Origin of the sequence: Nocardiopsis sp. LDBS1602 (genome assembly GCF_035818715.1) — a bacterium.
Taxonomy (GTDB): Bacteria; Actinomycetota; Actinomycetes; order Streptosporangiales; family Streptosporangiaceae; genus Nocardiopsis; species Nocardiopsis alba.
This window is the reverse complement of sequence record NZ_JAYLVW010000002.1, coordinates 722,365-748,083: the sequence shown is the minus strand read 5'-3', so window position 1 is coordinate 748,083 and position 25,719 is coordinate 722,365. Positions and strand designations below refer to the sequence as shown.

Here is a 25,719-nt window from a genome sequence, read left to right as displayed (position 1 = left end):
GATCAGGCGGTACCGGCCTTGTAGCCGACGCCGCGAACGGTCACGACGACCTCGGGGTGCTCCGGGTCCTTCTCGATCTTGGCGCGCAGGCGCTGGACGTGGACGTTGACCAGGCGCGTGTCGGCGGCGTGGCGGTAGCCCCAGACCTGCTCCAGGAGCACCTCGCGGGTGAAGACCTGGCGCGGCTTGCGGGCCAGGGCGACGAGGAGGTCGAACTCCAGCGGGGTGAGGCTGATCTGCTCGCCGTCACGACGTACGGCGTGACCGGCGACGTCGATGGTGATGTCGCCGATCTGGAGCACCTCGGGAGCGGGCTCCTCGGTGCGGCGCAGTCGAACGCGCACGCGGGCCACGAGCTCCTTGGGCTTGAAGGGCTTGACGATGTAGTCGTCGGCCCCCGATTCCAGGCCCAGAACGACGTCCACGGTGTCGCTCTTGGCGGTGAGCATGACGATGGGCACGCCGGACTCGGCGCGGATCTGACGGCAGACGTCGATGCCGTCGGCCCCGGGGAGCATCAGGTCGAGGAGGACCAGGTCGGGCTTGGTCTCGCGGAAGGCCTCCAGGGCCTTGTCCCCGTCATGGACGAACGAGGGCTCGAACCCCTCACCCCGCAGCACGATCCCCAGCATTTCGGCGAGGGCGAGGTCATCGTCGACAACCAGTACACGTCCCTTCATCGGTGTGTCCGGCACCGGGTGTCCGTCACCGCCTCGTGGGCGGAGAGCCCGGCGCCTACTCCTCTCTCCTGGAACACTCAAGACTGCGTCAGTGATTCGGTGCCCGTGGTTCCCCGGTCCGGGGAGCCGGGGAACCGGGTTTCGTCCTCTCCAACCTTGCCGGCTTCCGGCCCGGTAGGAAGAGCGATCAACGGCGTTGGGCCCTTTTGGACCGTTTTCGGCCACCGGCCGTGTCGTTCCTGTCCAGGAGAACCTGGAAAGCTCTACGACTTGGCCACTTGGTAACAGAAAGCATACAAAAGGAATGAAGTGCGTCGGTTGTCCTGGGCCACACTCCACACCCGCTGAGGAGCGGTGGAGCCGGCCGGTAGGTTGGTTTCCGATAGTTCAGAATTCGCGCGAAAATGCTCGCGCCGAGTAACCGAGCCTCACGGAGGGCGGGACGGATGACCCAGGAGGACGACCACCGGGACACCTCCGGGCGGACCCCGGACGGGACCGAGCGACAGGGGTCGCCCGAATCCGGGGAGTCCGGGGCCTCGTCCGAGGGCTGGGCCGCTCCCGGAGGGACCACCCCGCCGCAGGACGCCCCCCGATCGCCCGCGACGCCGGACCCCACGCCTTCTCCCTGGCAGGACCGCCCCGAGGCCGCCGGTTACGGGCCGCCTCCCGGACAGGCCCCCTACGACCCCTATCCCGGACAGCACCAGGCCCCCGGATACGGATACCCCCCGCCCGGAGAGGGCGCGTACGGACACGCCCCCGGCGGCCAGGGACACCCCCCGCACCACGCGGGCCCTTACGGCCCCCACCCCGGCCAGGGCCGTCCCATGGCGCCCAAGCCCGGTGTGGTCGCGCTCCGTCCCATGAGCCTCGGCGACGTCTTCAACGGGGCGTTCGGCTACATCCGCAACAACCCGAAGACCACCATGGGCCTGGCGATCATCGTCATGGGGCTCGCGAGCATCCTGAGCACCATCGGGTCCACGCTCTTCCTGGACGACTACACCGCGTTCCTGGACGAGCTCACGGCCGACCCGTACGCGGTCTCCCCCGATGACCCGATCTTCCCGTTCTCGCCCCTCTCCACGGCCCTGGTCTACCTCGGCTCTCTGATCACCTACCTGGGCGGGGCCGTCCTGCTCGGCCTGTTGGCCGCGGTCATCGGCATGTCCGTGCTCGGCCACAGGCTCACCCCCAAGCAGGCGTGGGAGGCCGCGCGCGGACGGATCGGGGCCGTTCTCGGTCTGTCCCTGATCAAGCTGGTCATGCAGCTGGTCCTCGGCGTCGTCTTCTTCCTCGGAATGTTCCTCGCCCTCTTCGTCGGCATCATGGCCGGCGTGGCGGCCGGAGGCGACGAGGGCGTCCTGATCGGCATCGTCGTGACCCTGGCCGTGGCCCTGTTGACCCTGGCCGTGGTGGTCGCCCCCGCCGTGTGGATCTGGGTCCGGCTCTACTACGCCATGCCCGTGGTCGTGCTGGAGCGGATCGGCCCCTTCAAGGCCATGGCGCGATCCTGGCGACTCTCCCGGGGAAGCTGGTGGCGCACCCTGGGCTACTGGCTCCTGGCCATGCTCATCGTCATGGTCGTGCAGATGGTCCTGAACACCCCGGCCGCCATCGTCAGCGGCGGGATCGCCTTCCTCGCCCCCGAGGCCGCCTGGGGCGTGATCGTGTCGGCCGCCGTCACCTACGTGGCCACCGTCCTCCTCTACGCGATCACCCAGCCGTTCGTGGCGGGTGTGAACACCCTGCTCTACATCGATCTGCGCATGCGCCGCGAGGGGTTGGACCTGCGGCTGCACCAGGCCGCCCAGCGGGGCGAGGGGGTCGGACCGGAGATCTACCTGCCGGAGCGGAGCGCATGACACTCCCGATGATCGTCCCCCTGGAGACGACCGGGGAGGAGGGCCGCCGGCGTGCGATCCAAGAGCTCTCCGACCCCCTGTACCGGGGGAGGGAACCCTCCTTCCTCGACCGCTTCATCGCCTGGCTGGACGAGATGCTGGGACGCCTGGTCATGGCCGGAGACGGCGTGATCCCCGGCTGGGTGTGGGCCCTGATCATCCTCGTGGTCCTCCTGGTCCTGATCGTCGCGCTCATCGTCTTCCTGCGCCCCTCCCGCTCCCGTCGGGCCGGCGCTCCCGTGCACGAGGGCACGGTCCTGTCCGCCGCCGACCACCGCGCCGCCTCCGACCGGCACGAGGCCGCCGGCGAGTTCGCGGAGGCCGTCACCGAACGGCTGCGCGCCATCAGCGTGGACCTGGAGGAGCGGACGATCGTCTCCCCCCGCCCCGGCCGCACCGCGACCGAACTCGCCGACGAGGCGTCCTCGACCCTCCCCGGCGAGGCCGAGGCGCTGCGCGAGGGGACCCGTATCTTCAACGACGTGGTCTACGGCGACCGCCCCGCCACCGCCGAGTCCGCGCGGACCCTGCGGGAACTGGACGTCCGTCTCGCCGCGGCCCGCCCCGCGAACGCCGGGGCCACGACCGTCGAGGAGGAGCGCCGATGACGATCGCCGCACCGCCGGAGGCGCCCCCCGCCCCCGTCCGTCCCGTCCCGGACACGACGGTCCGCCGCCTGTGGCGCGCGTTCCGCTTCCCGGTCATCCTGCTGACCACCCTGTCCGTGGTGGCCGTCCTACTGTCGCTGGGCGCCGAGCGTTTCCCCGACGGGCTCCTGGAACCGGACTCCCCCTCCCCCGACGGCACCCGTGCCTTCACCCGGATCCTGGGTGAGAGGTCCGATGTCACCGTGGTCCGTGACTCCGGGGCCGCCGTGGACGCGGTGGAGCGGGCCGGGGAGGACACCGTCCTCCTGGTCTTCCTCGACCACCGTCTGCTGCCCGAGGAGCTCGACACCCTCTCCGAACTGGGCACGGACACCGTCCTCGTCCAGCCGTCCCTGCGTTCGCTCGCGGCCTTCGCCCCCGGCACCGACGTGACCGGCCGAGGCGAGGCCTCGGAGCCGGTGGCGCCCGAGTGCCCCCTGCCCGCGGCCGAGGCCGCCGGAGCCGCCAGGATCGGCGGGACGCCCCGGTTCGACCGTGAGGCGTCCACGGAGCTGTACTCGGTCGCCGACGGGGTGGTCTCCCAGAGCTGTTACCCCGGCCGGAACGGCTCCGCCCTGGTGAGGGTCGACTCCCCGCACGGTGGCGCCACCACCGTGCTCGGCAGCGGCACCTTCCTCACCAACGACGCGCTGGACTCCGACGGCAACGCCGCTCTGGGGCTGAACCTGGCCTCGGCCGAGAACGTCGTGTGGCTGCGGCCCGACCCGCCCACCCAGGTCGGCGGGGCCACCATGTGGGAGCTGCTGTCGAGCGGACTGCGCTGGTCCCTCCTCCCCCTCGTGCTGACCCTGGCCCTGCTCGCCCTCTGGCGCGGTCGGCGTATGGGAGCGCTGGTCCCGGAGTCGCTGCCCGTCGTGGTGCGCGCCTCCGAGACCACCGAGGGCCGGGCCCGGCTGTACCGTTCCCGACGGGCCCGCGACCGGGCGGTGGCCGCTCTGCGCGCCGGCTTCCTGGAACGCGCGGTCCCCCGGATGGGACTGAACTCCGACTCCGGACCCGACGCCGTGATCGCGTCGCTGGCCGCACGGACCGGCGAGGACCCCGGCACCCTGGGCCCGCTGCTGTACCCGGGCCCGACGGACCCGTACTCGGCGGACGACGAGGCGATGCTGCGGCTCGCCGACACGTTGGACGGGCTCGCCCGGAGGCTGCGGTGATCCGGGTCCGCGCGGGCCGTACCGCGCTCCCCCCCACAGACCGGAATCGACAAGGGATCAGAGAGGTAGACGGCACGTGAGCGCCTTCACACCCGAGGCATCGCCCTCCGCCGAAGAGGCACGGGCGGCCCTGAACGCCCTGCGCCGCGAGGTGGCCAAGGCGGTCGTGGGCCAGGACGAGACGGTGACCGGGCTGGTCGTGGCACTGCTGTGCCGTGGCCACATCCTGCTGGAGGGTGTGCCCGGTGTCGCCAAGACCCTGCTCGTGCGCACGGTCTCCGCGGCCCTGTCCCTGGACCACAAGCGGGTCCAGTTCACCCCCGACCTCATGCCGGGCGACGTGACGGGTTCGCTCGTCTACGACCAGCACACGGCGAAGTTCGAGTTCATGAAGGGCCCGGTCTTCACCAACCTGCTGTTGGCCGACGAGATCAACCGGACCCCTCCCAAGACCCAGGCCTCCCTGCTGGAGGCCATGGAGGAGCGGCAGGTCACCGTCGAGGGCAGCCCGATGGCGCTCCCCGACCCGTTCATGGTGGCCGCCACCCAGAACCCGGTCGAGTACGAGGGCACCTATCCGCTGCCCGAGGCCCAGTTGGACCGTTTCCTGCTCAAGGTGACGATCCCGCTGCCCGAACGCGCCGCCGAGATCGACATGCTGGGGCGGCACGCCGCGGGCTTCGACCCCGGTGACCTGGCCGCGGCCGGGGTGACCGCCGTGGCCGGCGCCGCCGAGCTGCGCGCCGCCCGTGAGGCGGCCGCCCGGGTCCGTGTGGCCCCGGAGGTCCTCGGCTACATCGTGGACCTGTGCCGGGCCACCCGTTTCTCCCCGTCCCTGCAGCTGGGCGCCTCGCCGCGTGGTGCCACCGCGCTGTTGCGGACCAGCCGCGCGTGGGCGTGGCTCTCGGGCCGCGACTACGTGACCCCCGACGACGTCAAGGCCCTGGCCAAGGGCACCCTGCGGCACCGGATCGGGCTGCGTCCCGAGGCCGAACTGGAGGGGGCCACCACGGACGGGATCCTGGACGGCGTGCTCGCCTCCGTCCCGGTGCCGCGCTGATGGTGGTCACCGGCCGGGCGGCCCTGCTCGCGCTCCTGGCGACGGTGGCGGTGGCGATCTCCGGCCAGATCGGTTCCACGGTCACCGCCATCGCCGTGTCCCTGGTGGTGCTGATCGTCGTGGTGGACGTGCTGGCGGCGACCTCCCCGGCGCGGCTGGTCCTGTCCCGGGAGGGCGACACCTCCGTGCGTTCGGGCGATTCCGCGTCGGTGTCGGTCCTGATCGCCAACCCGACGGGGCGCCGGCTGCGCGGTTCGGTACGCGACGCCTGGCCGCCGAGCTCGCACGCCTCGCCGCGCTCTCGTGAGCTGCTGGTGGGCCCCGGCGAGCGTCGACGGGTGACGACCACGCTCACGCCCTCCCGGCGTGGTGACGCGCGCTCCGCCGGAGTGACGGTGCGCAGCGTCGGCCCCTTGGGCGTGGCCGGACGGCAGCGGACGCTCCAGGCTCCCTGGACGGTGCGGACGCTCCCGCCCTTCCACAGCCGCAGGCACCTTCCGGGCAAACTGTCCCGGCTGCGCGAGCTGGAGGGCCGCCACACCGCGATGGTGCGGGGCCAGGGCAGCGAGTTCGACTCGTTGCGCGACTACGTGCCCGGCGACGACGTGCGTTCGATCGACTGGCGCGCCACCGCCCGGGACGACGGGGTGGTGGTGCGGACCTGGCGCCCCGAACGGGATCGGCGCGTCCTCATCGTGCTGGACACCGGCCGGACCTCGGCGGGGCGGGTCGGAGACACCCCGCGCCTGGACCACTCCATGGACGCCGCGCTGCTGCTGACCGCGCTGGCGGGCAAGGCGGGCGACCGGGTCGACTTCATGGCCTACGACCGTGCCGTCCGGGCCCGGGTGAAGGCCTCGGGCAAGGGCAGTCAGGTGCACCGTGTCGTGGAGGCCATGGCGCCGTTGGAGGCCGCCCTGGTGGAGTCCGATCCGGCCGGGATGGTCGGCTCCGTGATGACCCAGGGCCGCAGCCGTCGACTGGTGGTGCTGCTGACCGACCTCAACGCGGCCGCCTTGGAGGAGGGGCTGTTGCCGAGGCTTCCCCTGTTGTCCTCGCGCCACCTGCTCCTGGTGGCGGCGGTACGGGACCCGAAGGTGGCGGAGATGGCCGCCGAACGCGGGGACGCCGACGCCCTCTACCGGGCGGCCTCGGCCGAACGCACCCTGAGCGAGCGGCACCGGATCACCGCGGAGTTGCGCCGGGCGGGGGCCGAGGTGGTCGACGCCGACCCCGAGCGGATCGCTCCGGCGCTGGCCGACGCCTACATCGACCTCAAGGCCCAGGGCCGCTTGTAGGCGCTCTCCCGTGGGGCGCTCTTCCGACGGGGAGGGCGCCCCTCGTGCATCATGGGCGTATGGCCTCTCCCCCCGAAGCCCACAACACCGCGCACGGCGACCTGTACGGGGTGCTGGTCCAGGCACGTGACATCCACGGCGGGGTGACCGTGCACCTGCCTCGCGACACCTCGCCGATCGTGGACGTGTCCCTGGATCCGCCCCGCCTCGCGACCTCCGTCCGCGGACGCTCCGACCTGCTGTCGAGGCTCTGTCAGGCGATGGAGCGGGGGTCCTCGATCCCGCACGTGCTGACCGGACCCGGCGGGTTCGGAAAGACCACCGTGGCCGCGGCCCTGGCCGAGCACGCCCGTGCGCGGGGGCGGACCGTGTTCTGGGTACGCGCGGACGCGATCACGCCGAGCATGCTGGAGATCGCCGTGGAGCTGGCCGCCGCCCCCGAGGAGATCGACCGTCTCAAGGCGGCCCCGAAGGCGGCGACACGCTGGGTGTGGCGGCACCTCGACCGGTCCCCCACCCCTTGGCTGCTGGTGGTCGACGACGCCGACCGACCGGAGGAACCGGACCCCGACCATCGCCCGGGTGAGCGGCTCGGTTGGATGCGTTCGAGCCCGAAGGGGTTCGTCCTGGTCACCAGCAGGCTGGGCGACGCCGGCCTGTGGGCGCCCGCCGAGATGCTCCGGGTCGGACCGCTGACCGGCGAGGACGCGAGCGCCGCCCTGACCGAGCACGCGAGGGTCCCGGAGCTGTCGGGGGCCGACGCGCTGGCCGAGCGGCTCGGCGGGGTCCCACTGGCCCTCGCCCTCGCGGGGCGCGTCCTGGCCACCCACGGTGTGCTCTTCCCCGACGCTCGTTCCCTGCTGGAGCACCTGGACGAGAACATCGCCGGCATCGACGAACTGGCCGGGCCCCTCTCCCCCGGACCGGTCGACGAACGCCGGCTGCTCTCGGGTGTCTGGGAGCTGTCCCTGCGTCTGGTCGGCGAGCGCCACCCCCGGGCGGTCCCGCTCCTGCGCGCGTTGTCGTTGCTCGGGGCCCGGGGGCGGGCCGTGCCCCTGTGGCGGGTCCCGAGGTGCGGGATGTCCGACGCCTCCTTCGCCCGCGCCGTCGACGCGCTCGTGGTCCACGGGCTGGTCGGGGTCGAACGCACGGACGAGCGGACCTCGCTGCTCCTGCACCCCCTGATCTCGGAGACGGTGCGCGCGGGCCTGGGCGAGAACGACGCCCCCTTGGTGTCGGAGGTGGAGCGGCTCTTGGAGGAGCAGGGCGAACGGGACCCGTGGTTCGAGCTGGACGCCCTCACCTCGCTGGCGTCCCTGGCCGGCCGAGCGCCGGCGCTCGGCTCCGGCTTCCGGGTCCGGGTGGGGCTGGGGGCCGCCCGCGCACGTCTGCGCCTAGGACGTTTCGAGGACGCCGAACGGACCGCGACGGCCGCTCTGCGCACCGCCGAGGGGGCGTTCGGCGCCGACCATCCGCTCACCCTCCATTCCCGGCACCTGCTCGCCGAGAGTCTGCTCTTCCAGGACCGTGTCGAGGAGGCCGAGCGGGGCTACCTGGCGCTGCTCGCGGACCGGGAGCGGGTGCTCGGCGCGGACCATCCGCGCACGCTGGACACGCGTCACCAGATCGCCCTGGTGGCGGGGGCGCGCGGGGAGTGGAGGAAGGCGCGCGCCCTGCACGAGAGGGTGTTGGAGGCGCGGCTGCGCGAACAGGGGGCCGAGGCCGACGAGACCCTGGCCTCGATGGACGCCCTCGGGTACGCGGCGCTGCGGCTGGACGACCTGGACACGGCGGAGCGCCTGTTCGACCGGGTCCACGAGGTCCGTCTGCGGCTTCTCGGGGACGAGGAGCTCCTCACCCTGAACGCGGACTACAAACGCGGCCTGGTGGCGTTGCGACGCGAGCACCGTCCTCGGGCGAGGGAGATCTTCCACCGGGTCATGGAGGGGCGGGCACGGATCCTGGGCCCCGATCATCCTCAGACCCGTCTGGCCCGCGACCGGATGAGCGAGTCCTTCGTCGACCCCGGAAGGGAGTTCCGCGGATCGGGGGCCTCCGGCTAGGCCACGGGGACGGCGGCGGGGGCGTCGGCGATGTCGCCGGTCTCACCCTCCTCGTAGGCCTTCCGGCCGACGGTGAACACGTAGAGGAAGAACAGCGCCTCGGCGACCACGCCGATACCGATGGCGGCCCAGGTGTTGGTGATCCAGCCGGTCACCAGGCCCTCGATGAGCCCGGAGATGAACAGGACCACCACCAGCCCCAGGGCCACCGCGATCGCGGCCCGGGCCTCCTCGCCCAGGGCGCGCATACGGGTCCGGTCGCCCGGGGAGATGATGGACCAGCCGATCCTCAACCCCACGCCTCCGGCCACGAACACCGCGGTGAGCTCCAGCAGACCGTGCGGGAGGATCAGCGCGAAGAACACGTCGCCGCGCCCCAGCGCGAACATCATGCCCCCGGCCGATCCGATGCCGATCGCGTTGACCAGCAGTACCCAGAGGGTCGGCAGACCGAGGAACACCCCGAAGATGATCGCCTGCGCGGACACCCAGGCGTTGTTGGTCCACACCTGGGCGGCGAACGACGCGGGCGGTGTCTCGACGTAGTAGTTGGCGAACTCGTACTCGACGTACCGGGCGATGTCCTCGGGGGTACCGAGCGCGGCGAGGGCCTCGGGGTCGTTCGCGATCCACACACCGACGGCGGTGGCGACCAGCACCGTGCCCGCGCTGACACCCAGCCACCACCAGCGCAGACGGTAGAGGATGCCTGGGAAGACCCGGGTGAAGAAGGAGCCGACGTCGGCCCATCCGGAGGAGTGCGAACCGGTCACCGCCGAACGGGCACGGGCCACCGAAGAGGACAGTCGCCCGGCCAGTACCGGGTCCTGTCCCGAGCTGCGCACGACCGACAGGTGCGTGGAGACCCGCTGGTAGAGCTCGACGAGTTCGTCGATCTCCTCACCTGAGAGCGAACGGCGCCCGCGCACCAGTTCGTCCAGCCGTTGCCACTCTCGCGCGTGAGCCGCCGCGAACACGTCGATATCCACGTATCGGACACTACTGGATCGTCATCGGAGCTTCGCGGGCGATGCGAACACGGCCCGCCGACGCCGGGTAATGTCGGGGGGAACGTGACAGAACACCCGGCGAGGGAGTGTGTACTGGTGTCCTACCCCGGCGGCGGCGCGACCGGAGACGACGTGTACGGCACGACGCCGTTGGTCACCGGGGACGCGGTCGTCCTGGAGCTGCGTCCGGCCGGGTTCGTCACCCGTATCGCGGCCATGGCCATCGACGGCATCCTCCAGATCGTCATGATCATCATGGTGATGGTCGTGATGATGTGGGTCGGTACGTCCCTGGACACGGCGGCGACCGCCGCCCTCGGTCTGGCGCTGCCCGTCCTCATCATCGTCGGTTATCCGACCGCGTTCGAGACGATCTCGCGTGGCCGGACCCTGGGCAAGATGGCGCTGGGACTGCGTGTGGTCGGCACCGACGGTTCGCCCGTGCGCTTCCGGCAGGCCCTGGGCCGCGCCCTCTCCGCCTCCGTGGAGATCTGGGCGTCCTCCGGACTGATCGCCCTGCTCACCTCGATGATCAACCCGAACGGCCGTCGGGTCGGCGACTTCGTGGCCGGGACGATGGTGGTGGAGGAGCGCACCGGAAGCCGCCGGGACGTGGAGATCCCCATGCCGCCGCAGATGGCGGCCTGGGCCGCGGCGGCGGAACTGTCGCGTCTGGCCCCGGAGACCGCCAACGCCGCCCGCCAGTACGTGATGCGCTATGGGGAGCTCGCCGAGCACACCCGCCACGAGATGGGTTCCCGGTTGGCCGACTCGGTCGCCTCTCAGGTGAGTCCGCCGCCGCCTCCCGGAACCACGCCTCCGGTCTTCCTGGCCGCCGTGCTGGCGGAGCGGCGTCGGCGCAGTCTGGAGTCGTTGCGCGGCGCCTCGGCCCCGCGTTCCCCGTGGGAGGGCGCCCCGCACGCCCCGGGCCCGTGGTCGGCGTACCAGGGCGGGCCTCAGGGCCCCGGCGGCCCCACCCCGCCCCCGCCGCCCTACGGCCGATGATCCCCCGAGGTCAGGGACGCCAGGAGTTCAGGTAGGACTCCTGCTCCGGGGTGAGCGTATCGATGCCGACCCCCAGGGCGGCCAGTTCCAGGCGGGCGACCTCGTGGTCGATCTCCTCGGGCACCTCGACGACGCCCGGTGAAAGGTCGGTGTGCGTCCGAGCCAGCCACTCGGTGGTCAAGGCCTGGACCGCGAAGGACAGGTCCATGACGGCGGCGGGGTGTCCCTCCGCGGCGCCCAGGTTGACCAGACGCCCTTCGGACAGCAGGAGGATGCGACGGCCGTCGGCGAACACGTACTCGTCGGCCTGTTCGCGCACCCCCCGGTCGACCGAGACCGCGAGGGAGTCGAGGGCGTTGAGGTCGATCTCCAGGTCGAAGTGACCGGAGTTGGCGAGGATCGCCCCATCGCGCATCGACTCCAGGTGCTCTCGACGGACCACGTCGCGATTCCCGGTGGCGGTGACGAACACGTCGCCGAGGTGGGCCGCGACGTCCATGGTGGTGACCGTGTACCCCTGCATGACGGCGTCCAGGGCCTTGACCGGATCGACCTCGGTGACGAACACGTTCGCGCCCATGCCGCGAAAGCGTTCGGCCAGGCCTCGGCCGCAGTAGCCGTAACCGGCCACCACCACCGTGCGTCCGGCCAGCAGCGTGTTGGTGGCGCGCAGCACCCCGTCCACCGTGGACTGCCCTGTGCCGTAGCGGTTGTCGAACATCCGCTTGGTACGGGTGTCGTTGACCGCGACCATCGGAAGTCGCAGCTCCCCCTCGGCGCTCATCCGGCGCAGCCTGATCACACCGGTGGTGGTCTGTTCACAACCGCCCAGGACGCCCTCCAACAGGTCGGGCCGGTGGCTGTGCGCCGTGTTGACCAGATCGCAGCCGTCGTCCAGGAGCAGATGGGGGCGGGACTCCAGGACGGTGACCAGGTTGCGGTCATAGGCGGCGGTGTCCATACCGGCCCAGGCGTGCACCGCCACACCGTACTCGGCGACCAGGGCGGCCGCCGTGTCGTCCTGGGTGGACAACGGGTTGGAGGCGGCCAGCCAGACCTCGGCGCCCCCGGCGCGCAGGACGCGGAGCAGGTTCGCCGTCTCGGCGGTCACGTGCAGGCAGGCCGCCAGGCGCAGACCGGCCAGGGGGCGTTCGGCCGCGAAGCGTTCACGGACGCTGCGCAGCGCCGGCATGGAGCGTTCGGCCCAGGCCACACGGCGGACCCCGGCCCCGCTGAGGCCGAGGTCCGCCACCTCGTGTGAGGGGAGTGTCATCTCCGGAGGAACTCGCCTCTCAGTAGCGGTAGTGGTCCGGCTTGTAGGGACCGCTCACGTCCACGCCGATGTAGGCGGCCTGCTCCTTGGTGAGGCGGGTCAGCTTGACGCCGAGCGCGTCCAGGTGCAGACGGGCGACCTTCTCGTCGAGGAGCTTGGGCAGCGTGTAGACGCCGGTCGGGTACGCGTCGGTCTTGGTGAACAGCTCGATCTGCGCGATGACCTGGTTGGTGAAGCTGTTGGACATCACGAAGCTCGGGTGACCGGTGGCGTTGCCCAGGTTGAGCAGACGGCCCTCGGAGAGCACCAGGACGGACTTGCCGTCCTCGAAGGTCCACTCGTGGACCTGCGGCTTGATCTCCTTCTTGGAGATACCGGGGATCTTCGCCAGGCCGGCCATGTCGATCTCGTTGTCGAAGTGACCGACGTTGCCGACGATCGCCTGGTGCTTCATGCGCGCGATCTGGTCGGCCATGATCACGTTGAAGTTGCCGGTGGTGGTGATGAAGATGTCACCGGTCTCCAGCACGTCCTCCAGGGTGGCGACCTGGAAACCGTCCATGGCCGCCTGGAGGGCGTTGATCGGGTCGATCTCGGTGACGATGACGCGGGCGCCCTGGCCGCGCAGCGCCTCGGCCGAGCCCTTGCCGACGTCGCCGTAACCGCAGACCACGGCGACCTTGCCGCCGATGAGGACGTCGGTGGCGCGCATGATGCCGTCCGGCAGCGAGTGGCGGATGCCGTACTTGTTGTCGAACTTGCTCTTGGTGACGGAGTCGTTGACGTTGATCGCGGGGAAGGACAGGACGCCGTCACGCTGCATCTCGTACAGACGGAGCACACCGGTGGTGGTCTCCTCGGTGACGCCCATGATGCCCTCGGCGATGGTCGTCCACTTGCGGGCGTCCTTCTTCAGGCTCTCCTGGAGAAGCGTGAGGACGACCGAGAACTCCTCGCTGTCGGCGGTCGCGGGGTCCGGGACCACGCCGGCCTTCTCGTACTCGGCGCCCTTGTGGACGAGCATCGTGGCGTCGCCGCCGTCGTCCAGGATCATGTTGGGACCCTCGGCACCCGGCCAGGTCAGCGCCTGCTCGGTGCACCACCAGTACTCCTCCAGCGTCTCGCCCTTCCAGGCGAAGACCGGGACGCCCTTGGGGTCGTCCACGGTGCCGTCGGGGCCGACGACGACGGCGGCGGCCGCGTGGTCCTGGGTGGAGAAGATGTTGCAGCTCACCCAGCGGACCTCGGCGCCCAGGGCGACGAGGGTCTCGATGAGGACGGCGGTCTGCACGGTCATGTGCAGCGAGCCCATGATGCGGGCGCCCTTGAGGGGCTTGCTGTCCCCGTACTCGGCGCGGGTGGCCATGAGACCGGGCATCTCGTGCTCGGCGAGGCGGATCTCGTCGCGGCCGAACTCGGCCAGGGAGAGATCGGCGACCTTGAAGTCGAATGCCATGCGTTCCTCACTCGTCAAGTCGTGGTGGCGACCTTGATTCTAGGCCCGTGCCCCGGCGCCGGTCACAAACTTGACAACAGGGCGTCAGATTGATCCCGTGCGACCGTCCGGGTGGGTTACAGTCACACGCATGGCCGCCCGCGACGACGTCTTCACCGCTTCCGGCACCGAATCCGCCCCGGTGCCGATCTCGGCGGCCGCCGAACGGGTCGGCGGAACGGCCCGGATGCTCCGTTATCGGGAGGCTCTCGGTCTGCTCCCCCGTACCCAGGACCCGCCGACCGGGCGCGGCCATCGGCACCGCCGTTTCACCGAGGAGGATCTGCGGACCATAGAGGTCGGGCTGGAGCTGGAGCGCGAGTTCGACATCCCTCCGGCCGCCCTCTCCTTCGCTCTGCGCGTTCTGGCCGAACCCGAGGTGCTGGCACGGGTACGCGCGCACGGGGAACGTCTGGGCCGTCTCACCGCCGCTCCCACCCGGGCTCTGGACTTCGAGAAGGAGAAGGCGATGCGCCTCCTCCGCACCAGGCGTCCCGTGCCGCCGAGCGCTTCGAACGTCCCGAAAACCCCATAGGTCACGTACGCATCAGCAGTCTCGAAAAACCCGTTGGTCCCCTGGGAATACCTCCTTCACAGAGGCCCCAGACCAACCGTTCGGCATGTTTTGGCAAACCGTCGACGGGCTACGTGAACACACGTGAACAGCCGACTCGTCGCCCCTGTCCCGGAGGCCCTCCCGGACCGCGTGCGCGCAGAACTCACGGACGTCGACCGCCTCAGGGAGATCTGGGCCAGACGTCTCCAGCGCAACCCCCTGACGGAGCGCACCGCCGCCAGACGCGCCCTCACCCACGACCGGGTCCAGGAATGGGGCGGCGGCCCCGAGCTCGCGGAACTGCTGCTGGCCGCCCCGGCGGGGGCCGAACCGCCTCTGACCGGCCCTTACGTGGCGACCCTGGCAGGACGGGCCGCGGGACTCCCGCCCTCTCCGCGCACGTCCGGCGCCCCCTTGACCAGCGAACACACCCTGGCCCTCGCCGAGGCCGCGGGGATCACCGCCCACCCGGTGGTCCGCGCCGCCCACGCCTACGCCGAATGTGTCCGGCTCATGAACGAACTCGACGGATCCGAGAGCGAGGGCGAGGCTCTCCACGCGCTGCCGTGGGCCCTGGCCTCCCGGGTCCTTCAGCGCGCCGACCACCCGCCCCTACTGCTGGATCCGCGCACTCCCCCACCGGTGTTCCGCAAGGGAGAGGATCCGGAGGAGCACTTCGCCGCGCTGGTCGCGCACTTCGCCCGTCTGGTGATCGAGGCACTGCGTCGGGAGATCGGTTGGAACCCGGGGAACCTCCCCGTGACGGGTGGCCGTGTGCCGCCCTTGGCCGTCGCGACCCGCCGACGCGTCATGGAACACGTCCGTTCCCGGAGCGCCCCGGTCGAACTCCTCCTGCGCGCGCTGGACCCCGCCGCCCGGGCCGCCGTCTCCTCCGAGGACGGTGAGAAGGACACGGATCGCGACGCCGTCCCCCCGCCCCGCAGACCGCTCACCCACGGGGCCGCCCAGTGGTGGACCCGCATGGAACTGGCGACGGAAGGGGCGACCCTGAACCTCTACGTGATCGTGCAGGAGGTGGGGGACCCGCCCTCGGGTGTGCTGGCGGTGACCGCCGACACGCACCTGACCATGCCCGACGGTACCCGGCGGGCGTGGGAGACCTCCGGCGGCGACAGTGTCACCGTGTTGCCGAGCGACTCCGCAGACGACAGGTGGCCCCGGATCCGCGAGTTGGTGGACGAGGCGATCTCCCGCGCGGTGGACGAGCTCACACGGGTCTGACCACCGGACGCGTGGACGCCCCGATCAGCCGCTGAGAGCCAGGATGAGCAGGAGCAGCATGAGGATGACGATGGTCATGAGCACGAGCGGGATCACCCAGCTCTGCTGGAGCACCGAGTCCTTCCCCCTCTGCTGCGGATAGCCTCCCTGGAAGGTCTGGTCGGGGCGCACGGCCCCGGTCGTCATCGGGTTCCCGCCGTGCTGCGGCATCTGCGGACGGTGTCGGTAGGCGGGCATCCCGGGGCGCGGATCGGACATGCCCGGGTGCCCCGCGTACCCGCCCTGACGGGGATCCGAGCTCATGGGGTGCCCCATCTGCCCGGGGCGCGGGTCCGACATGCCCGGGGCGCCCAGGCCCGGGGTCGGGTTGGAGATCGCGGGGTTCTGGCCCGCCCTCGGGTCGGAGACCCCCGGCGGATAGCCCATACCGGGGTGTCCACCGGTCTGCGGATACTGGACCTGCGGCAACCGCGCGCCGTTCAACAGACCGGTCTGGGCGACCTGTTCACCCTGCCGGAAGGCGTCCGCGGTGTCGGCGTCCTCGGAGTCGTGGCCGAGCAGCCGCATGAGCAGCCGCTGGGCGTTCGGACGCCGGGCCGGGTCCTTGTCCAGGCAGGACTCGACGATGGGGCGCAGGGCCTCGTCGATGCCCTCCAGGTCCGGCGGAGCGCTGACCACGCGGTGCACCACGGCCGGAACGGTGTCGGATCCGAACGGCGCCCGCCCCGTGGAGGCGAACGCGATCACGCAGCCCCACGCGAAGATGTCGCACTTGTCGGTGATCCCACGCCCCTCGATCTGCTCGGGGGCCATGTAGGAGGGCGTACCGACGATCGAATTGGTCATGGTGGCGGTGCCGTCGTCGACCCGGGCGATACCGAAGTCGATGACCCGGGGCCCGTCCGGACCGAGCAGCACGTTGCCGGGCTTGAAGTCACGGTGGACGATGCCGGCCTTGTGGATCGCCACGAGCGCGGTCGCCGTGGACACGGCCAACCGCTGGAGCGCCGCCCCGCGCACCTGCTTGCCCTTGGCGACGGCCTCCTGTAGGTCCTTGCCCGGCACGAACTCGCTGACCACGTAGGGCGGATCACCGTCGAGCCGGGCGTCGATGATCGCCGCCGTGCAGAAGGAGGCGACCCGCTGGGCGGCCCGGACCTCCTTCTCGAACCTCTTGCGCAGATCGGAGTCCTGCGACCACTGGTCGTTGAGGACCTTGACCGCGTACTCCTCCCCATCGGCGTCCTCGGCGAGGTAGACGACGCCCTGGCCGCCCTTCCCCAGACGTCCGGTCACGCTGTATTCACCGAACGATGAGGGGTCGCTCGGCAGTAGCGATTCGGGACCGGGCATCGGTGTCCTCCTGGGAGGTCGTCACGGGCTGGGGGCAAGACCAGAGTACGGGCAGGCAACGTCGATCACGCCACGCGCGGGCGACCGGAGCCCACTGAGGGCTCCGCCCGCGCCGACGTACCCCCTATGACTGTCGGAACCGAAGGAACGTTCCATTCCGGACCCGACCTTTTCGGTCCCGACCCGTCGCCCTCTAGGAGATCTTGCGCGCCTCGTCGACGAGCAGGACCGGAATACCGTCCCGAATCGGGTAGGCCAGGCCGCTCTCGTCGCAGACCAGCTCGTCCGTCTCGGGGTCGTGACGCAGCGGGGCCTGGCTCTGCGGGCAGGCCAGGATCTCCAGCAGCCAGCCGTCGATCTTCGTGCTCATGGTTCTCGTTCCTCGTGTGATGGCCTCGTGTGAGGCGGGGTCAGGCGCGGACGATGTCCAGGACCTCGTCGCGAAGGCGCGCCACCTCGTCGTCGTCGGCGGCCTCCACGTTGAGCCTCAACAGCGGCTCGGTGTTGGAGGCTCGCAGGTTGAACCAGGCCCCGCCGGGCAGGGTGACGCTGAGGCCGTCGAGTTCGTCGACGGTGACACCGTCACGTTCGGCGAACGCCGAGCGTACCGCCGCCATACGGCCGGGGGCGTCGGCGACCTTGGAGTTGATCTCGCCCGAGGCCGCGTAGCGGGAGTACTCCTCCGTGATCCGCGAGAGCGGGCGGTCGCCCGCCCCCAGGACACGCAGGACGTGCATCGCCGCGAGCATACCCGTGTCGGCCCGCCAGAAGTCCCGGAAGTAGTAGTGGGCGGAGTGCTCACCACCGAAGATCGCACCGGTCTCGGCCATGGTCGCCTTGATGTAGGAGTGACCGACGCGGGTGCGGACGGGCCGGCCGCCGCGCTCGGCGACGATCTCGGGCACCGCCGCCGAGGTGATGAGGTTGTGGATGATGATGGAGCCCGGCTCGCGCTTCAGCTCCTCGGAGGCCACCAGAGCGGTGACCGCCGAGGGCGAGACCGGTTCGCCGCGCTCGTCGATGACGAAGCAGCGGTCGGCGTCCCCGTCGAAGGCCAGGCCGACGTCGGCACCGGTCTCGCGGACCTTCGCCTGGAGGTCGACCAGGTTGTCCGGGTCCAGGGGGTTGGCCGGGTGGTTGGGGAAGGTGCCGTCGAGTTCGAAGTAGAGGGGCACGATCTCCAGCGGCAGCCCCTGTTCCAGAACGGCCGGGACGGTGTACCCGCCCATGCCGTTACCGGCGTCCACCACGACCTTCAGCGGACGGGAACCGGACAGGTCGACCAGGCCGCGCAGGTAGTCGGCGTAGTCGGACAGCAGGTCCTTCTCCGTCACCGTGCCCCGGGGGCCGTCGTACTCGGGCACACCCTGTTCGGCGAGGCGGCGGATCTCGTCCAGACCGGTCTCCGCGCTGATCGGCGCCGCGCCGGCCCGGCACATCTTGATGCCGTTGTACTCGGCGGGGTTGTGGCTGGCGGTGAACATCGCGCCCGGAAGGTCGAGGGCGCCCGAGCCGTAGTAGAGCAGGTCGGTGGAGCCGAGTCCGGCGAACACCACGTCGACGCCCTGGGAGGTGACCCCGTCGGCGAAGGCGTGGGAGAGGTCGGGAGAGGAGGGTCGCATGTCGTGGGCGACCACCACGGCGGGGCCTTCGACCACGCGGGCGAAGGCCGCTCCGATCGCTCGCGCGATATCGACGTCGAGAGTGTCCGGAATCACACCTCGCACGTCGTATGCCTTGAAGATGCTTCCGAGGTCAGCCACGTCTGCTCCGGCCAGGTCGGTTCTGCCACGAGTTCGGTCCAGCGCCCGAAGGTTCCGGGCGCCGTACAAAACTAGCAAGGGAAGACCGGCCGGCCCCACGGGCATCGCCCGGAGAGGTTCGTGCCGCGCGACGTTCGAGGCCGTGCCGCTCAGGGCAGGCGCGGGTCGCGGTGATCGTCTCGTTCGGACCTGACCACGCGCAGATGGCCGCGGCGCATGGTCTCCCGACCTTCTCCCACGGGCTCCCCCGGGGACGACTCCGGACGCGCCGGCGGCCGCGCCGCCTCACGTACGGCGTCGGCGAGGGCCTCCAGGTCATCGCTGCCGGGACCACCGCCCGACGTCTCGACCGGAAGCCGGACCACCTCCCAACCGCGCGGCGCGGTCAGCCGCTCGGCGTGCATGGCGCACAGATCGTAACAGTGCGGTTCCACATAGGCGGCGAGCGGGCCGAGAACGGCCGTGGAGTCGGCGTAGACGTACGTGAGCGTGAATACGGCGGGCTGCCTGCACGCGGTGCGGGAACAGCGTCGAACATGGCTCACAGCGTTCGACTGTATGCCTTTACCGAAGGACACGCCAGCATCGTCCCATGAGCCGTATGTTTTCGGATGCCCGTTCTTTACCCGGAAGTGGTCGAAGAGCCGTCCCGCGGCTTCGACACCGCCCGAGGTCCCTCCCATAACGGGGCTACGCGTCCGGCCTCCGATGGCTTAGTCTCGAAGTGTGCGACGAGTGCGCCTTTCCAGTGGCCAACCAGACCGAGTGCGGCGCCGGGACCGCCGCGGCCGAGGCATCCGCGGTCCTCTCGTGCCCTCTGACCTGCCGGTGTTCCGCAGCCGAGCCCAGGCCTTCGACGACCTTGTCCTGGACGCCGTCGAACGCCTGGAACGCCTGTGGGCACGCGAGCTGGCGAACGTGGACTTCCTCGTCGAGGACGTCCCCCCGTTGCCGCTCCATCGTGATCCCTCCGAAACGATCCCCTTCTCCCGTTTGGAGACCAACCCCACAGGGCGGGCGAGGATCGTCGTCTATCGACGCCCGGTGGAGATCCGCACCAAGGACCCCGACGAGATGGCCCTCCTCGTCCACGAGGCGGTGGTCGAGGAGGTGGCCAACCTGCTCGGAGTGGAACCGGAGTCCGTCGACCCCGAGTAGGGGCCGTGTTCGCTTCGGGCCTCCGCCGGCGCTTCGGGTGATGTCCGGGGTGAGATGAGAGATCACCTGCCGGTCACCACAGGGGGTCGAGGTGGAGACCGCGGGTCGGTCACTCGCCGGGGACCAGGCCGGTCATGCTGTCGCGGACGATGGGCAGCCGCACCTCGATGGGGGCGGGCGGGACGGGCATGACGCTGACGCCGGGGTCGGATCGCAGGACACGGGCCGCGTACACCGGGCCGGAACCCTCCAGGAGCTCCAGCCGGATCGTGTAGCCGTCGTCGGGGTCGATGCCCGTGGGCGGGCCCCAGCCCTCGGTCTCGGTGTCGAAGACGTGGGTGGTCCCGGCCGTCACCTCGGCGCGTACGGCGTCGCCCATGCTGCCGTCGGCGGCGATGGGGGTGGCCACGATCCGGGCGTCGCTCTCGGGGGCGCCCAACATCAGTTCCACGTCGAGGCCCTCGGGCATCTCGGGGATCACGGCCGTGACGTCGAGCGGCCACGAGAGCGGTTCGACCGCGGACGTGTAGGCGGTGTCCACGACGTCCTTGTCGTCGCCGTCCACCTCGGTCTCCTCCACGATCACACCGGCGACGATCGGAGCGTCGGCCTCCAGCACGACCGTCCCCGGGAGTCCTCCCAGGGCGCTCTCCAGACTGGCCCAGGCGGAGGCGGCGGGCGGGACGTTCAGGACGATCGGCTCCTCTTCGGAGGCCCCGTCCCCCTCTTCCTCGTCCCCGATATCGGGGATCACGCGCGCACGGACCTCGACGGGTGCGTCTCCGGGGGCGGCGACGATGAGCCGACGGGTCCCGTCCCCACCGGGGACTCCCGGGACGACGTGCTCGGTGTCGGGCGCCCGGGTGGGCGGAACCCAGTCGGTGTGGCCTTCGGCGTGCTCGGCGAGCAGGGAGGCGGCGACCCGTCCGGTACTGGTCCGCACGTGGACACCGACGGAACCGGTGCTCTGGACCAACTCGGTGACGTCGAGGGTGGTCGACTCCCCCGCGCCCAGGTCGATCCCCCGGCTCTCCGGCGAGTACGAGGGCCCCTCCGCGGTGTAGAGGTCGACGCTGACGGTGGCCCTGAACTCCTCGGGATTGGTCAGGTGCACGGTGAGGGTGTCGAGTTCGACCTCGTCGATCCCACCGGCCCCGGGCACGGCGAACCAGGTGCCGATGGCCGGTTCGACGCAGCGGACCTCGGTGACGGCGTCGTCGGTGAGGGTGATCTGGGCGGCGTCGAGGCCGGAGGCGAGCGCCCCCTCGGCACGCAGGGCGGTGGGCAGGACCGCGTCGCCGACGTCGGCCCGCCAGATCCTCCCGGGTTCGGTGAGCTCGTCGGCGAGGAGGTCCCTGCGTTCCTCGGAACCGCCGTCGTCGGTCTCGTCCTCCCGGTCGGAGCCGCTCGCGTCCTCGTCGTCCTCGTCCCGTTCGGGGGCCCGGTTGACGGGGACGGCCCACAGTTCCCCCTCGTCGTCGCGGCCGACCCTGGGGGCGAAGGCCGCCACCGAGCTCTCCGCGTCGCCCGAGGTCTCGTGGGGCGCGGGACACACGCGTGAGGCCAGTTCGGGGCGCAGGGTGCCCGCCTCCCTCACCCCCAGCGAGGGGGTGAGGGGCCGCAGCCCGAACGCGAGCCCGAACAGGGCCAGCAACGCCAACGCGACCAGCCCGAACAGGGCGAATCGGTTCTCGACGATGAGCCGCACGGCCTACCCCTCCCTCGTGTCGTCGTTCTCCGGCCGCTCCGGTTCGCGCGGGGAACCGGCGCGGCGTCGGCCCGTCGCCCTGCGCCTACCGGCCTTCCGGCCCCCTCGTTCGGCGCGACGTCGGCCGCGTACCGCGGGGATGGAACCGGTGGTGGTCGGCTCGTCCGCCGACCGTTCCGCGGCGGGTCGGGCGGTCCCTTCGTCCGCTCCACGGTCCTTCGTCCCGGTGCCCTCGTCCCCCGGTACGGAGTCGTTCTCCGGCACGGGCTCCTCCGGCGCCGCGACGCCGCCCGTGGAGGGGGCCTCGGTCGAGGACCGTGCGCCTCCGCCACGCCCCCGACGTCCTCGGCGCTGTGCGGGCCCCGCCCTGCGAGGGCGGCGGGGGCGGGGCATCGGTGTGGCCTCGATGAGCCGGCGTTCCTCCTCGGTGCGCACTCCCGGAGCGGCGAGCACGGATACGACGAGGAGAAGGAGACCCTGGGTGATCACCCAGGCGGTGTGCACCGGATCGGAGTGTCTGATCAACAGCTCTCCGCCGTCGACCGGCAGCTCCCAGGCCTGGGTGCCGTTACCGGTGTCGACCGGGGACAGCGCGACCCCGTCGAGGGTGGCCCGCCAATCGGCTCCGGCGGGTTCGGCCAGGGCCAGGAGCCGACCGGTGTGCCCCGGCTCCAGCGTGGCGGTGAACTCGTCGGCGCTCCCGTCGACCACGAGGGCCTCGTCCGTGGTCCCGTCCTCGGAGACCACGCGCAGTTCCCCGGTGGGCTCCGCGATCCGCCAGAGGCCGTAGTGGTCCGACAGCGACTGTCGTCCCAGACCGGGGGTCCCATCGAGGGTGTCGACCATGGTGGCGTCGGAGGGCGCACCCAGTTCGGGGCGGGGGTAGAGCACGTACTGGACGCCGTGGTCGAGAAGGGTCACCAGCGGGTCCCCGCCCCGACCGGCGGCCAGTTCGGAGACGGCCCGGTCCATGGCGACGCGGGTATCGGGCGGCGGCATGACGCGCTCCTCGCCCAGACGCGGCTCGCGTCCGCGCACCACCACGTAGTCGACGCTCCCGTCCTCTCGCGGGGTGACGACGAGCGTGCGCGGACGTGTCCCGTCGGAGCTGACGCTCTCCAGAGCGCCCGGGACGGTGGGCGCGGCGTTCGCGGTGAGCGGGCCGTCGACGCCCTCCCACATCCACATTCCGGCGGCGGAGAGGGGCGTGGCCAGGGCCAAGGTCGCCACACCCACGGCGAAGCAACGTTCGAGCCCCCGCCTCCACCGCCCTCCGGTGGTCGTCTCGCGCGCGCTCCCCCACTTGATCATGTCGCCGAAGGCGCGGGCCGCCGTGGCGGCGGTCAGGAGTACGGCGGTGGCGGAGAAGGCCAGCGCGACCCCGGGCCAGACCTGGGCGGGCGGTCCCCCGTAGTAGGGCTCGATCACGATCCGGCTGGTCACGATGGCGATGAGCAGCCCGAACAGGGCCAGAGACCATCCCGCCGCGACGAGCATCCGGTTGCGGAGCAGCAGCAGGGAGCACAGGGCGGCGGCGATGAAGCCGGACGTCACCCAGAAGGGCGGGGTGCCGGGACCGCCCGGGGAGAGTAGGAGCAGTTCGCCCGGGGTGGCCCCCGGATCGGACAGTTCGGGCCGGTGCAGCCCGGCCTCCAACAGCCATAGTCCGGGGTGCAGCAGCAGTTCCAGGGTCCACGGCATGAGCAGCACGATCGGCACGGCCAGGGCGATCGCGATACTGACGTAGACGCGACGTCCCAGGTGGCCGAAGGCGGCCGCGACCAGAACCCCGGTGACCAGGCACAACAGCCACACGAGCGGCACGAAGGCGGTGGCCACCGTCAGGACCAGCCCCAGCCCCCAGGCGGCTCTTCGTGAACTCTTGGGCGGCATCGACAACAGCCGGACCAGGAGCAGGCCGAGCACTGGCAGCAGGGCGTGGACGAGCGCGGTGCCCAGGCGTCCCTGGGCGACGGCCCCGGTGGCCATGGGCATCAACGCGTAGGCGCCGGCCATCCACAGTCGGGCCGGGCGATAGCGCAGGACCTCGCGGGCGAGCAGGTAGGCGGTCGACCCGGCCAGGGGGACACAGCCCAGCAGGATCACCATCACCGCGAGCCACGGTTGGCCCAGGGTCAGGGTGGACAGCAGAGCGATCAGACCCACGTAGGGCGGCACCGGACCATCGGCTCCCACCCCGCTGTCGGGATGGGCGGACAGGTACAGGTGCCACAGGTCGAACGCGTTGCCCGCGACCGGTGGAAGCGCGCCCCCGGCGAGCAGGGTGCCGAAGAACAGAGAGCGCTCGGCGATGATCGTGACCACGGTCAGACCGATGACCAGCAGCACCCCGGGTCGGAGGATCACGCGCCGGAAGAACGAGGTGGAGTCGTCGACCACTCCGTCGTCCTCGCTCGGGGCCACGGTGACCGCCTGGTGTCGGCCGGCGGTGTCTCCGACGGGCTCCCCGGTGAGCAGCCCCGTGACGGCGTCGGCGAACTGCCGCATGGCCACGCCCCGGGCCAGGAAGGGGCGGATCGCGCTGTAGGTGCGTCTGCGGTCGCGGCGACGCCGGAACCGGGCCCGGGCCAACCGGAAGGGCCTCCCGTAGACCAGGGTGATCGCGGCCGCCTCGTCCAGGGCGTTGGCCGGCTGTTTGATCAGCAGGTACATGATCACGCGCAGCAGGGACCCCACCGAGTTGCGCAACAGGGCGAACACCATGCCGCCCACCGGCAGGTTGGCGAGCAGGACGAACACCGCGTGCCGGCGGTCCACCCGACGCGGGTGGTTACGGGTGGCGGTGATCCTGCGCCGACGGCGGGCCGAGGCCTCCGCGTGGTAGGCGACGGCCTCGGTGACCAGGCGGACCCGGAGACCGGCACCGCCCACGCGCCAGCAGAAGTCGATGTCGTCGCGGAAGAGGGGCAGCGCCGGGTCGAACCCCCCGAGGCGTTCCCACACGTCGCGACGGATCAGCATGCCCGCGCTGGAGACGGCCAGCACCTGGCGGGTGCCGTCGTGCTGACCATGGTCGAACTCACGCTGTTCCAGACCGGTCTCGCGGCGACCGGCCCCGTCGATGGTGACGCCGGCCTCCACCAGGAGACGACGGTCGAACCAGTCGCGGAGCTTGGGCCCCAGCACGGCGGAGCGCGGGTCCTGGTCGGCCGCTTCCAGCAGCCGTTCGAGGGTGTCCTGTTCCGGGGTCAGGTCGTCGTGGATCAGCCAGATCCACTCGGTGGCGTCGTCGTCGAAGCCCCGAACCTCGGTGCTGGAGCGGGGGAGTTCGAGGGCCGCGCGGATCGCGTCGCCGTAGCCGGTATCGGCGGGCAGGTCGATGATCGCGTCGGCGGGCAGGTACTCCGCCAAGAGGTCGGGGCTGCCGTCGGCGCTTCCGGTGTCCGCGGCCACGACGCGTTGGACGGGGTGGGACTGGGAGCGCAGCGCGGACAGGGTCTCCGGCAGCCAACGTGCGCCGTCGTGGGACACGATGACCGCGGTGACGACGTGGCGGGCGGAATCCAGGTCAAGCACGGCGGTGGCGGGTTCTCTCCGGGAGAAGGGGCCGGCCCTCGTCTACGGGGCCGGGGTGCGGCGCGGCCGGGGGAACGACCGGTGAGAGCGTATGCGCGCCGGACACGGTTCGCGAGCGCGAACGCGGGACCTCACGATACGCCACCCGCGCCATTGCGGGGCTATTCGGGCCGGGGGGACCGAGCCGACCATATCGGAGCATTCACCGCTCCGGGGGTGGAGTGACCAATCCCTCCGAAGTCACGCGATCGCCGCCGAACATGAAAAAGCGCGCCCGGGCTCATCGCCCGGACGCGCATCGCGACACTCGCCCCTAGAGCATGTCCGCCAGGAAATCGAAATCTCCCCCGGCGGCTTTCTTCAGCCTTCGGCGCTCGCGTTCGGAGAGTCCCCCCCAGATACCGAAGCGTTCGTCATGCTCCAGCGCGTATTCCAGGCACTCCGCCCGTACCTCGCACGACTGACAGACCTTCTTGGCCTCCCGGGTCGAGCCGCCCTTCTCGGGGAAGAACGCCTCCGGGTCCGTCTGCGCGCACAGGGCACGTTCCTGCCAGCCCAGATCTTCATCCGAGCCGTGCGCCAGCGGGATGACCTCGCTCATGCGCACCTCCTGTAGCCCCCCAATAGATGTCCCCGACCCTTTTCATCCCCCAGGTCGGGTGGAAATCCCACATTGGAATTACACGCGGGCGCATCACCAAGAGTCAAGCGCCCTACGTGGTAATCCACTGAATATCATGTAACGAACCGCCAACGGCAGGCCCGCGATGTCCGTTCTGTGGATTA

General features: G+C 71.1%; 21 protein-coding genes. 10 read left to right on the top strand and 11 right to left on the bottom strand.

Translation table 11 applies throughout. From position 1 onward, the window contains the following. Window positions 1-2 precede the first annotated feature (2 nt). On the bottom strand, window positions 3-680 hold the full coding sequence (gene mtrA, locus U9J66_RS11430; protein ID WP_014908694.1) for an MtrAB system response regulator MtrA: 678 nt from the start codon (window positions 678-680) through the stop codon (window positions 3-5). A 446-nt stretch (window positions 681-1,126) separates the two neighbouring features. On the opposite strand from mtrA, the gene U9J66_RS11425 reads away from it, so the two are divergent. From U9J66_RS11425 to U9J66_RS11400, 6 genes are all read left to right on the top strand, one after another. Continuing rightward, complete coding sequence (locus U9J66_RS11425; RefSeq protein ID WP_014910740.1) at window positions 1,127-2,548, top strand: glycerophosphoryl diester phosphodiesterase membrane domain-containing protein; 1,422 nt, start codon at window positions 1,127-1,129, stop codon at window positions 2,546-2,548. After that, entirely contained in the window at window positions 2,545-3,195 is a 651-nt protein-coding gene (locus U9J66_RS11420) for a DUF4129 domain-containing protein (RefSeq protein ID WP_026124814.1), read from the top strand. Before U9J66_RS11425 ends, U9J66_RS11420 begins: the two co-directional genes overlap by 4 nt. Further along, on the top strand, window positions 3,192-4,412 hold the full coding sequence (locus tag U9J66_RS11415) for a DUF4350 domain-containing protein (RefSeq protein ID WP_326337648.1): 1,221 nt from the start codon (window positions 3,192-3,194) through the stop codon (window positions 4,410-4,412). The genes U9J66_RS11420 and U9J66_RS11415 overlap by 4 nt, the downstream gene beginning before the upstream one ends. A gap of 76 nt (window positions 4,413-4,488) precedes the next feature. Continuing rightward, on the top strand, window positions 4,489-5,472 hold the full coding sequence (locus tag U9J66_RS11410; RefSeq protein WP_014912556.1) for an AAA family ATPase: 984 nt from the start codon (window positions 4,489-4,491) through the stop codon (window positions 5,470-5,472). Further along, the gene (locus U9J66_RS11405) at window positions 5,472-6,770 is read left to right on the top strand and encodes a DUF58 domain-containing protein (RefSeq protein WP_161110556.1); all 1,299 of its coding nucleotides are present in this window, start codon (window positions 5,472-5,474) and stop codon (window positions 6,768-6,770) included. Before U9J66_RS11410 ends, U9J66_RS11405 begins: the two co-directional genes overlap by 1 nt. A gap of 59 nt (window positions 6,771-6,829) precedes the next feature. Continuing rightward, window positions 6,830-8,833, top strand: a complete 2,004-nt coding sequence (locus U9J66_RS11400; protein WP_326337647.1) for a tetratricopeptide repeat protein — start codon at window positions 6,830-6,832, stop codon at window positions 8,831-8,833. Here the strand turns inward: U9J66_RS11400 and U9J66_RS11395 are convergent. Continuing rightward, window positions 8,830-9,822: a stage II sporulation protein M gene (locus tag U9J66_RS11395; RefSeq protein WP_161110558.1), complete on the bottom strand. Its 993-nt coding sequence runs from the start codon at window positions 9,820-9,822 to the stop codon at window positions 8,830-8,832. The genes U9J66_RS11400 and U9J66_RS11395 overlap by 4 nt on opposite strands. A gap of 117 nt (window positions 9,823-9,939) precedes the next feature. Between U9J66_RS11395 and U9J66_RS11390 the strand changes: the two genes are divergently transcribed. Beyond that, a complete protein-coding gene (locus U9J66_RS11390) occupies window positions 9,940-10,848 on the top strand; it encodes an RDD family protein (protein ID WP_014909656.1) in 909 nt (302 codons plus the stop codon). 10 nt (window positions 10,849-10,858) lie between these two features. Here the strand turns inward: U9J66_RS11390 and ahcY (U9J66_RS11385) are convergent, their stop codons facing one another. Together ahcY (U9J66_RS11385) and ahcY (U9J66_RS11380) are read right to left on the bottom strand one after the other, a co-directional pair. Continuing rightward, on the bottom strand, window positions 10,859-12,121 hold the full coding sequence (gene ahcY / locus U9J66_RS11385; protein ID WP_014908260.1) for an adenosylhomocysteinase: 1,263 nt from the start codon (window positions 12,119-12,121) through the stop codon (window positions 10,859-10,861). 19 nt (window positions 12,122-12,140) lie between these two features. Next, entirely contained in the window at window positions 12,141-13,577 is a 1,437-nt protein-coding gene (gene ahcY, locus U9J66_RS11380) for an adenosylhomocysteinase (protein WP_014911909.1), read from the bottom strand. A gap of 130 nt (window positions 13,578-13,707) precedes the next feature. Between ahcY (U9J66_RS11380) and U9J66_RS11375 the strand changes: the two genes are divergently transcribed. After that, on the top strand, window positions 13,708-14,151 hold the full coding sequence (locus U9J66_RS11375) for a helix-turn-helix domain-containing protein (protein WP_014912113.1): 444 nt from the start codon (window positions 13,708-13,710) through the stop codon (window positions 14,149-14,151). A 171-nt stretch (window positions 14,152-14,322) separates the two neighbouring features. Beyond that, window positions 14,323-15,414, top strand: a complete 1,092-nt coding sequence (locus U9J66_RS11370) for a hypothetical protein (protein WP_326337645.1) — start codon at window positions 14,323-14,325, stop codon at window positions 15,412-15,414. A gap of 24 nt (window positions 15,415-15,438) precedes the next feature. Here U9J66_RS11370 and U9J66_RS11365 read toward each other — a convergent pair whose 3' ends face one another. The 4 genes from U9J66_RS11365 to U9J66_RS11350 all read right to left on the bottom strand — a co-directional run bounded on the left by U9J66_RS11365 (window position 15,439) and on the right by U9J66_RS11350 (window position 19,075). Beyond that, window positions 15,439-16,767: a protein kinase domain-containing protein gene (locus tag U9J66_RS11365; RefSeq protein ID WP_014910894.1), complete on the bottom strand. Its 1,329-nt coding sequence runs from the start codon at window positions 16,765-16,767 to the stop codon at window positions 15,439-15,441. Window positions 16,768-16,960: 193 nt separating this feature from the next. After that, on the bottom strand, window positions 16,961-17,137 hold the full coding sequence (locus tag U9J66_RS11360; RefSeq protein ID WP_014911237.1) for a Trm112 family protein: 177 nt from the start codon (window positions 17,135-17,137) through the stop codon (window positions 16,961-16,963). Window positions 17,138-17,177: 40 nt separating this feature from the next. After that, entirely contained in the window at window positions 17,178-18,530 is a 1,353-nt protein-coding gene (locus U9J66_RS11355; RefSeq protein WP_014910935.1) for a phosphomannomutase/phosphoglucomutase, read from the bottom strand. 149 nt (window positions 18,531-18,679) lie between these two features. Further along, window positions 18,680-19,075, bottom strand: a complete 396-nt coding sequence (locus tag U9J66_RS11350) for a DUF3499 domain-containing protein (RefSeq protein ID WP_014908818.1) — start codon at window positions 19,073-19,075, stop codon at window positions 18,680-18,682. A 220-nt stretch (window positions 19,076-19,295) separates the two neighbouring features. Between U9J66_RS11350 and U9J66_RS11345 the strand changes: the two genes are divergently transcribed. Next, a complete protein-coding gene (locus U9J66_RS11345; RefSeq protein WP_017533510.1) occupies window positions 19,296-19,688 on the top strand; it encodes a metallopeptidase family protein in 393 nt (130 codons plus the stop codon). 109 nt (window positions 19,689-19,797) lie between these two features. Here the strand turns inward: U9J66_RS11345 and U9J66_RS11340 are convergent, their stop codons facing one another. The 3 genes from U9J66_RS11340 to U9J66_RS11330 form a co-directional block, all read right to left on the bottom strand. Beyond that, complete coding sequence (locus U9J66_RS11340) at window positions 19,798-21,396, bottom strand: DUF5719 family protein (RefSeq protein ID WP_161110560.1); 1,599 nt, start codon at window positions 21,394-21,396, stop codon at window positions 19,798-19,800. Window positions 21,397-21,399: 3 nt separating this feature from the next. After that, the gene (locus tag U9J66_RS11335; protein ID WP_326337644.1) at window positions 21,400-24,933 is read right to left on the bottom strand and encodes a glycosyltransferase family 2 protein; all 3,534 of its coding nucleotides are present in this window, start codon (window positions 24,931-24,933) and stop codon (window positions 21,400-21,402) included. A 313-nt stretch (window positions 24,934-25,246) separates the two neighbouring features. Next, on the bottom strand, window positions 25,247-25,534 hold the full coding sequence (locus tag U9J66_RS11330) for a WhiB family transcriptional regulator (protein WP_014908913.1): 288 nt from the start codon (window positions 25,532-25,534) through the stop codon (window positions 25,247-25,249). Window positions 25,535-25,719 lie beyond the last annotated feature (185 nt).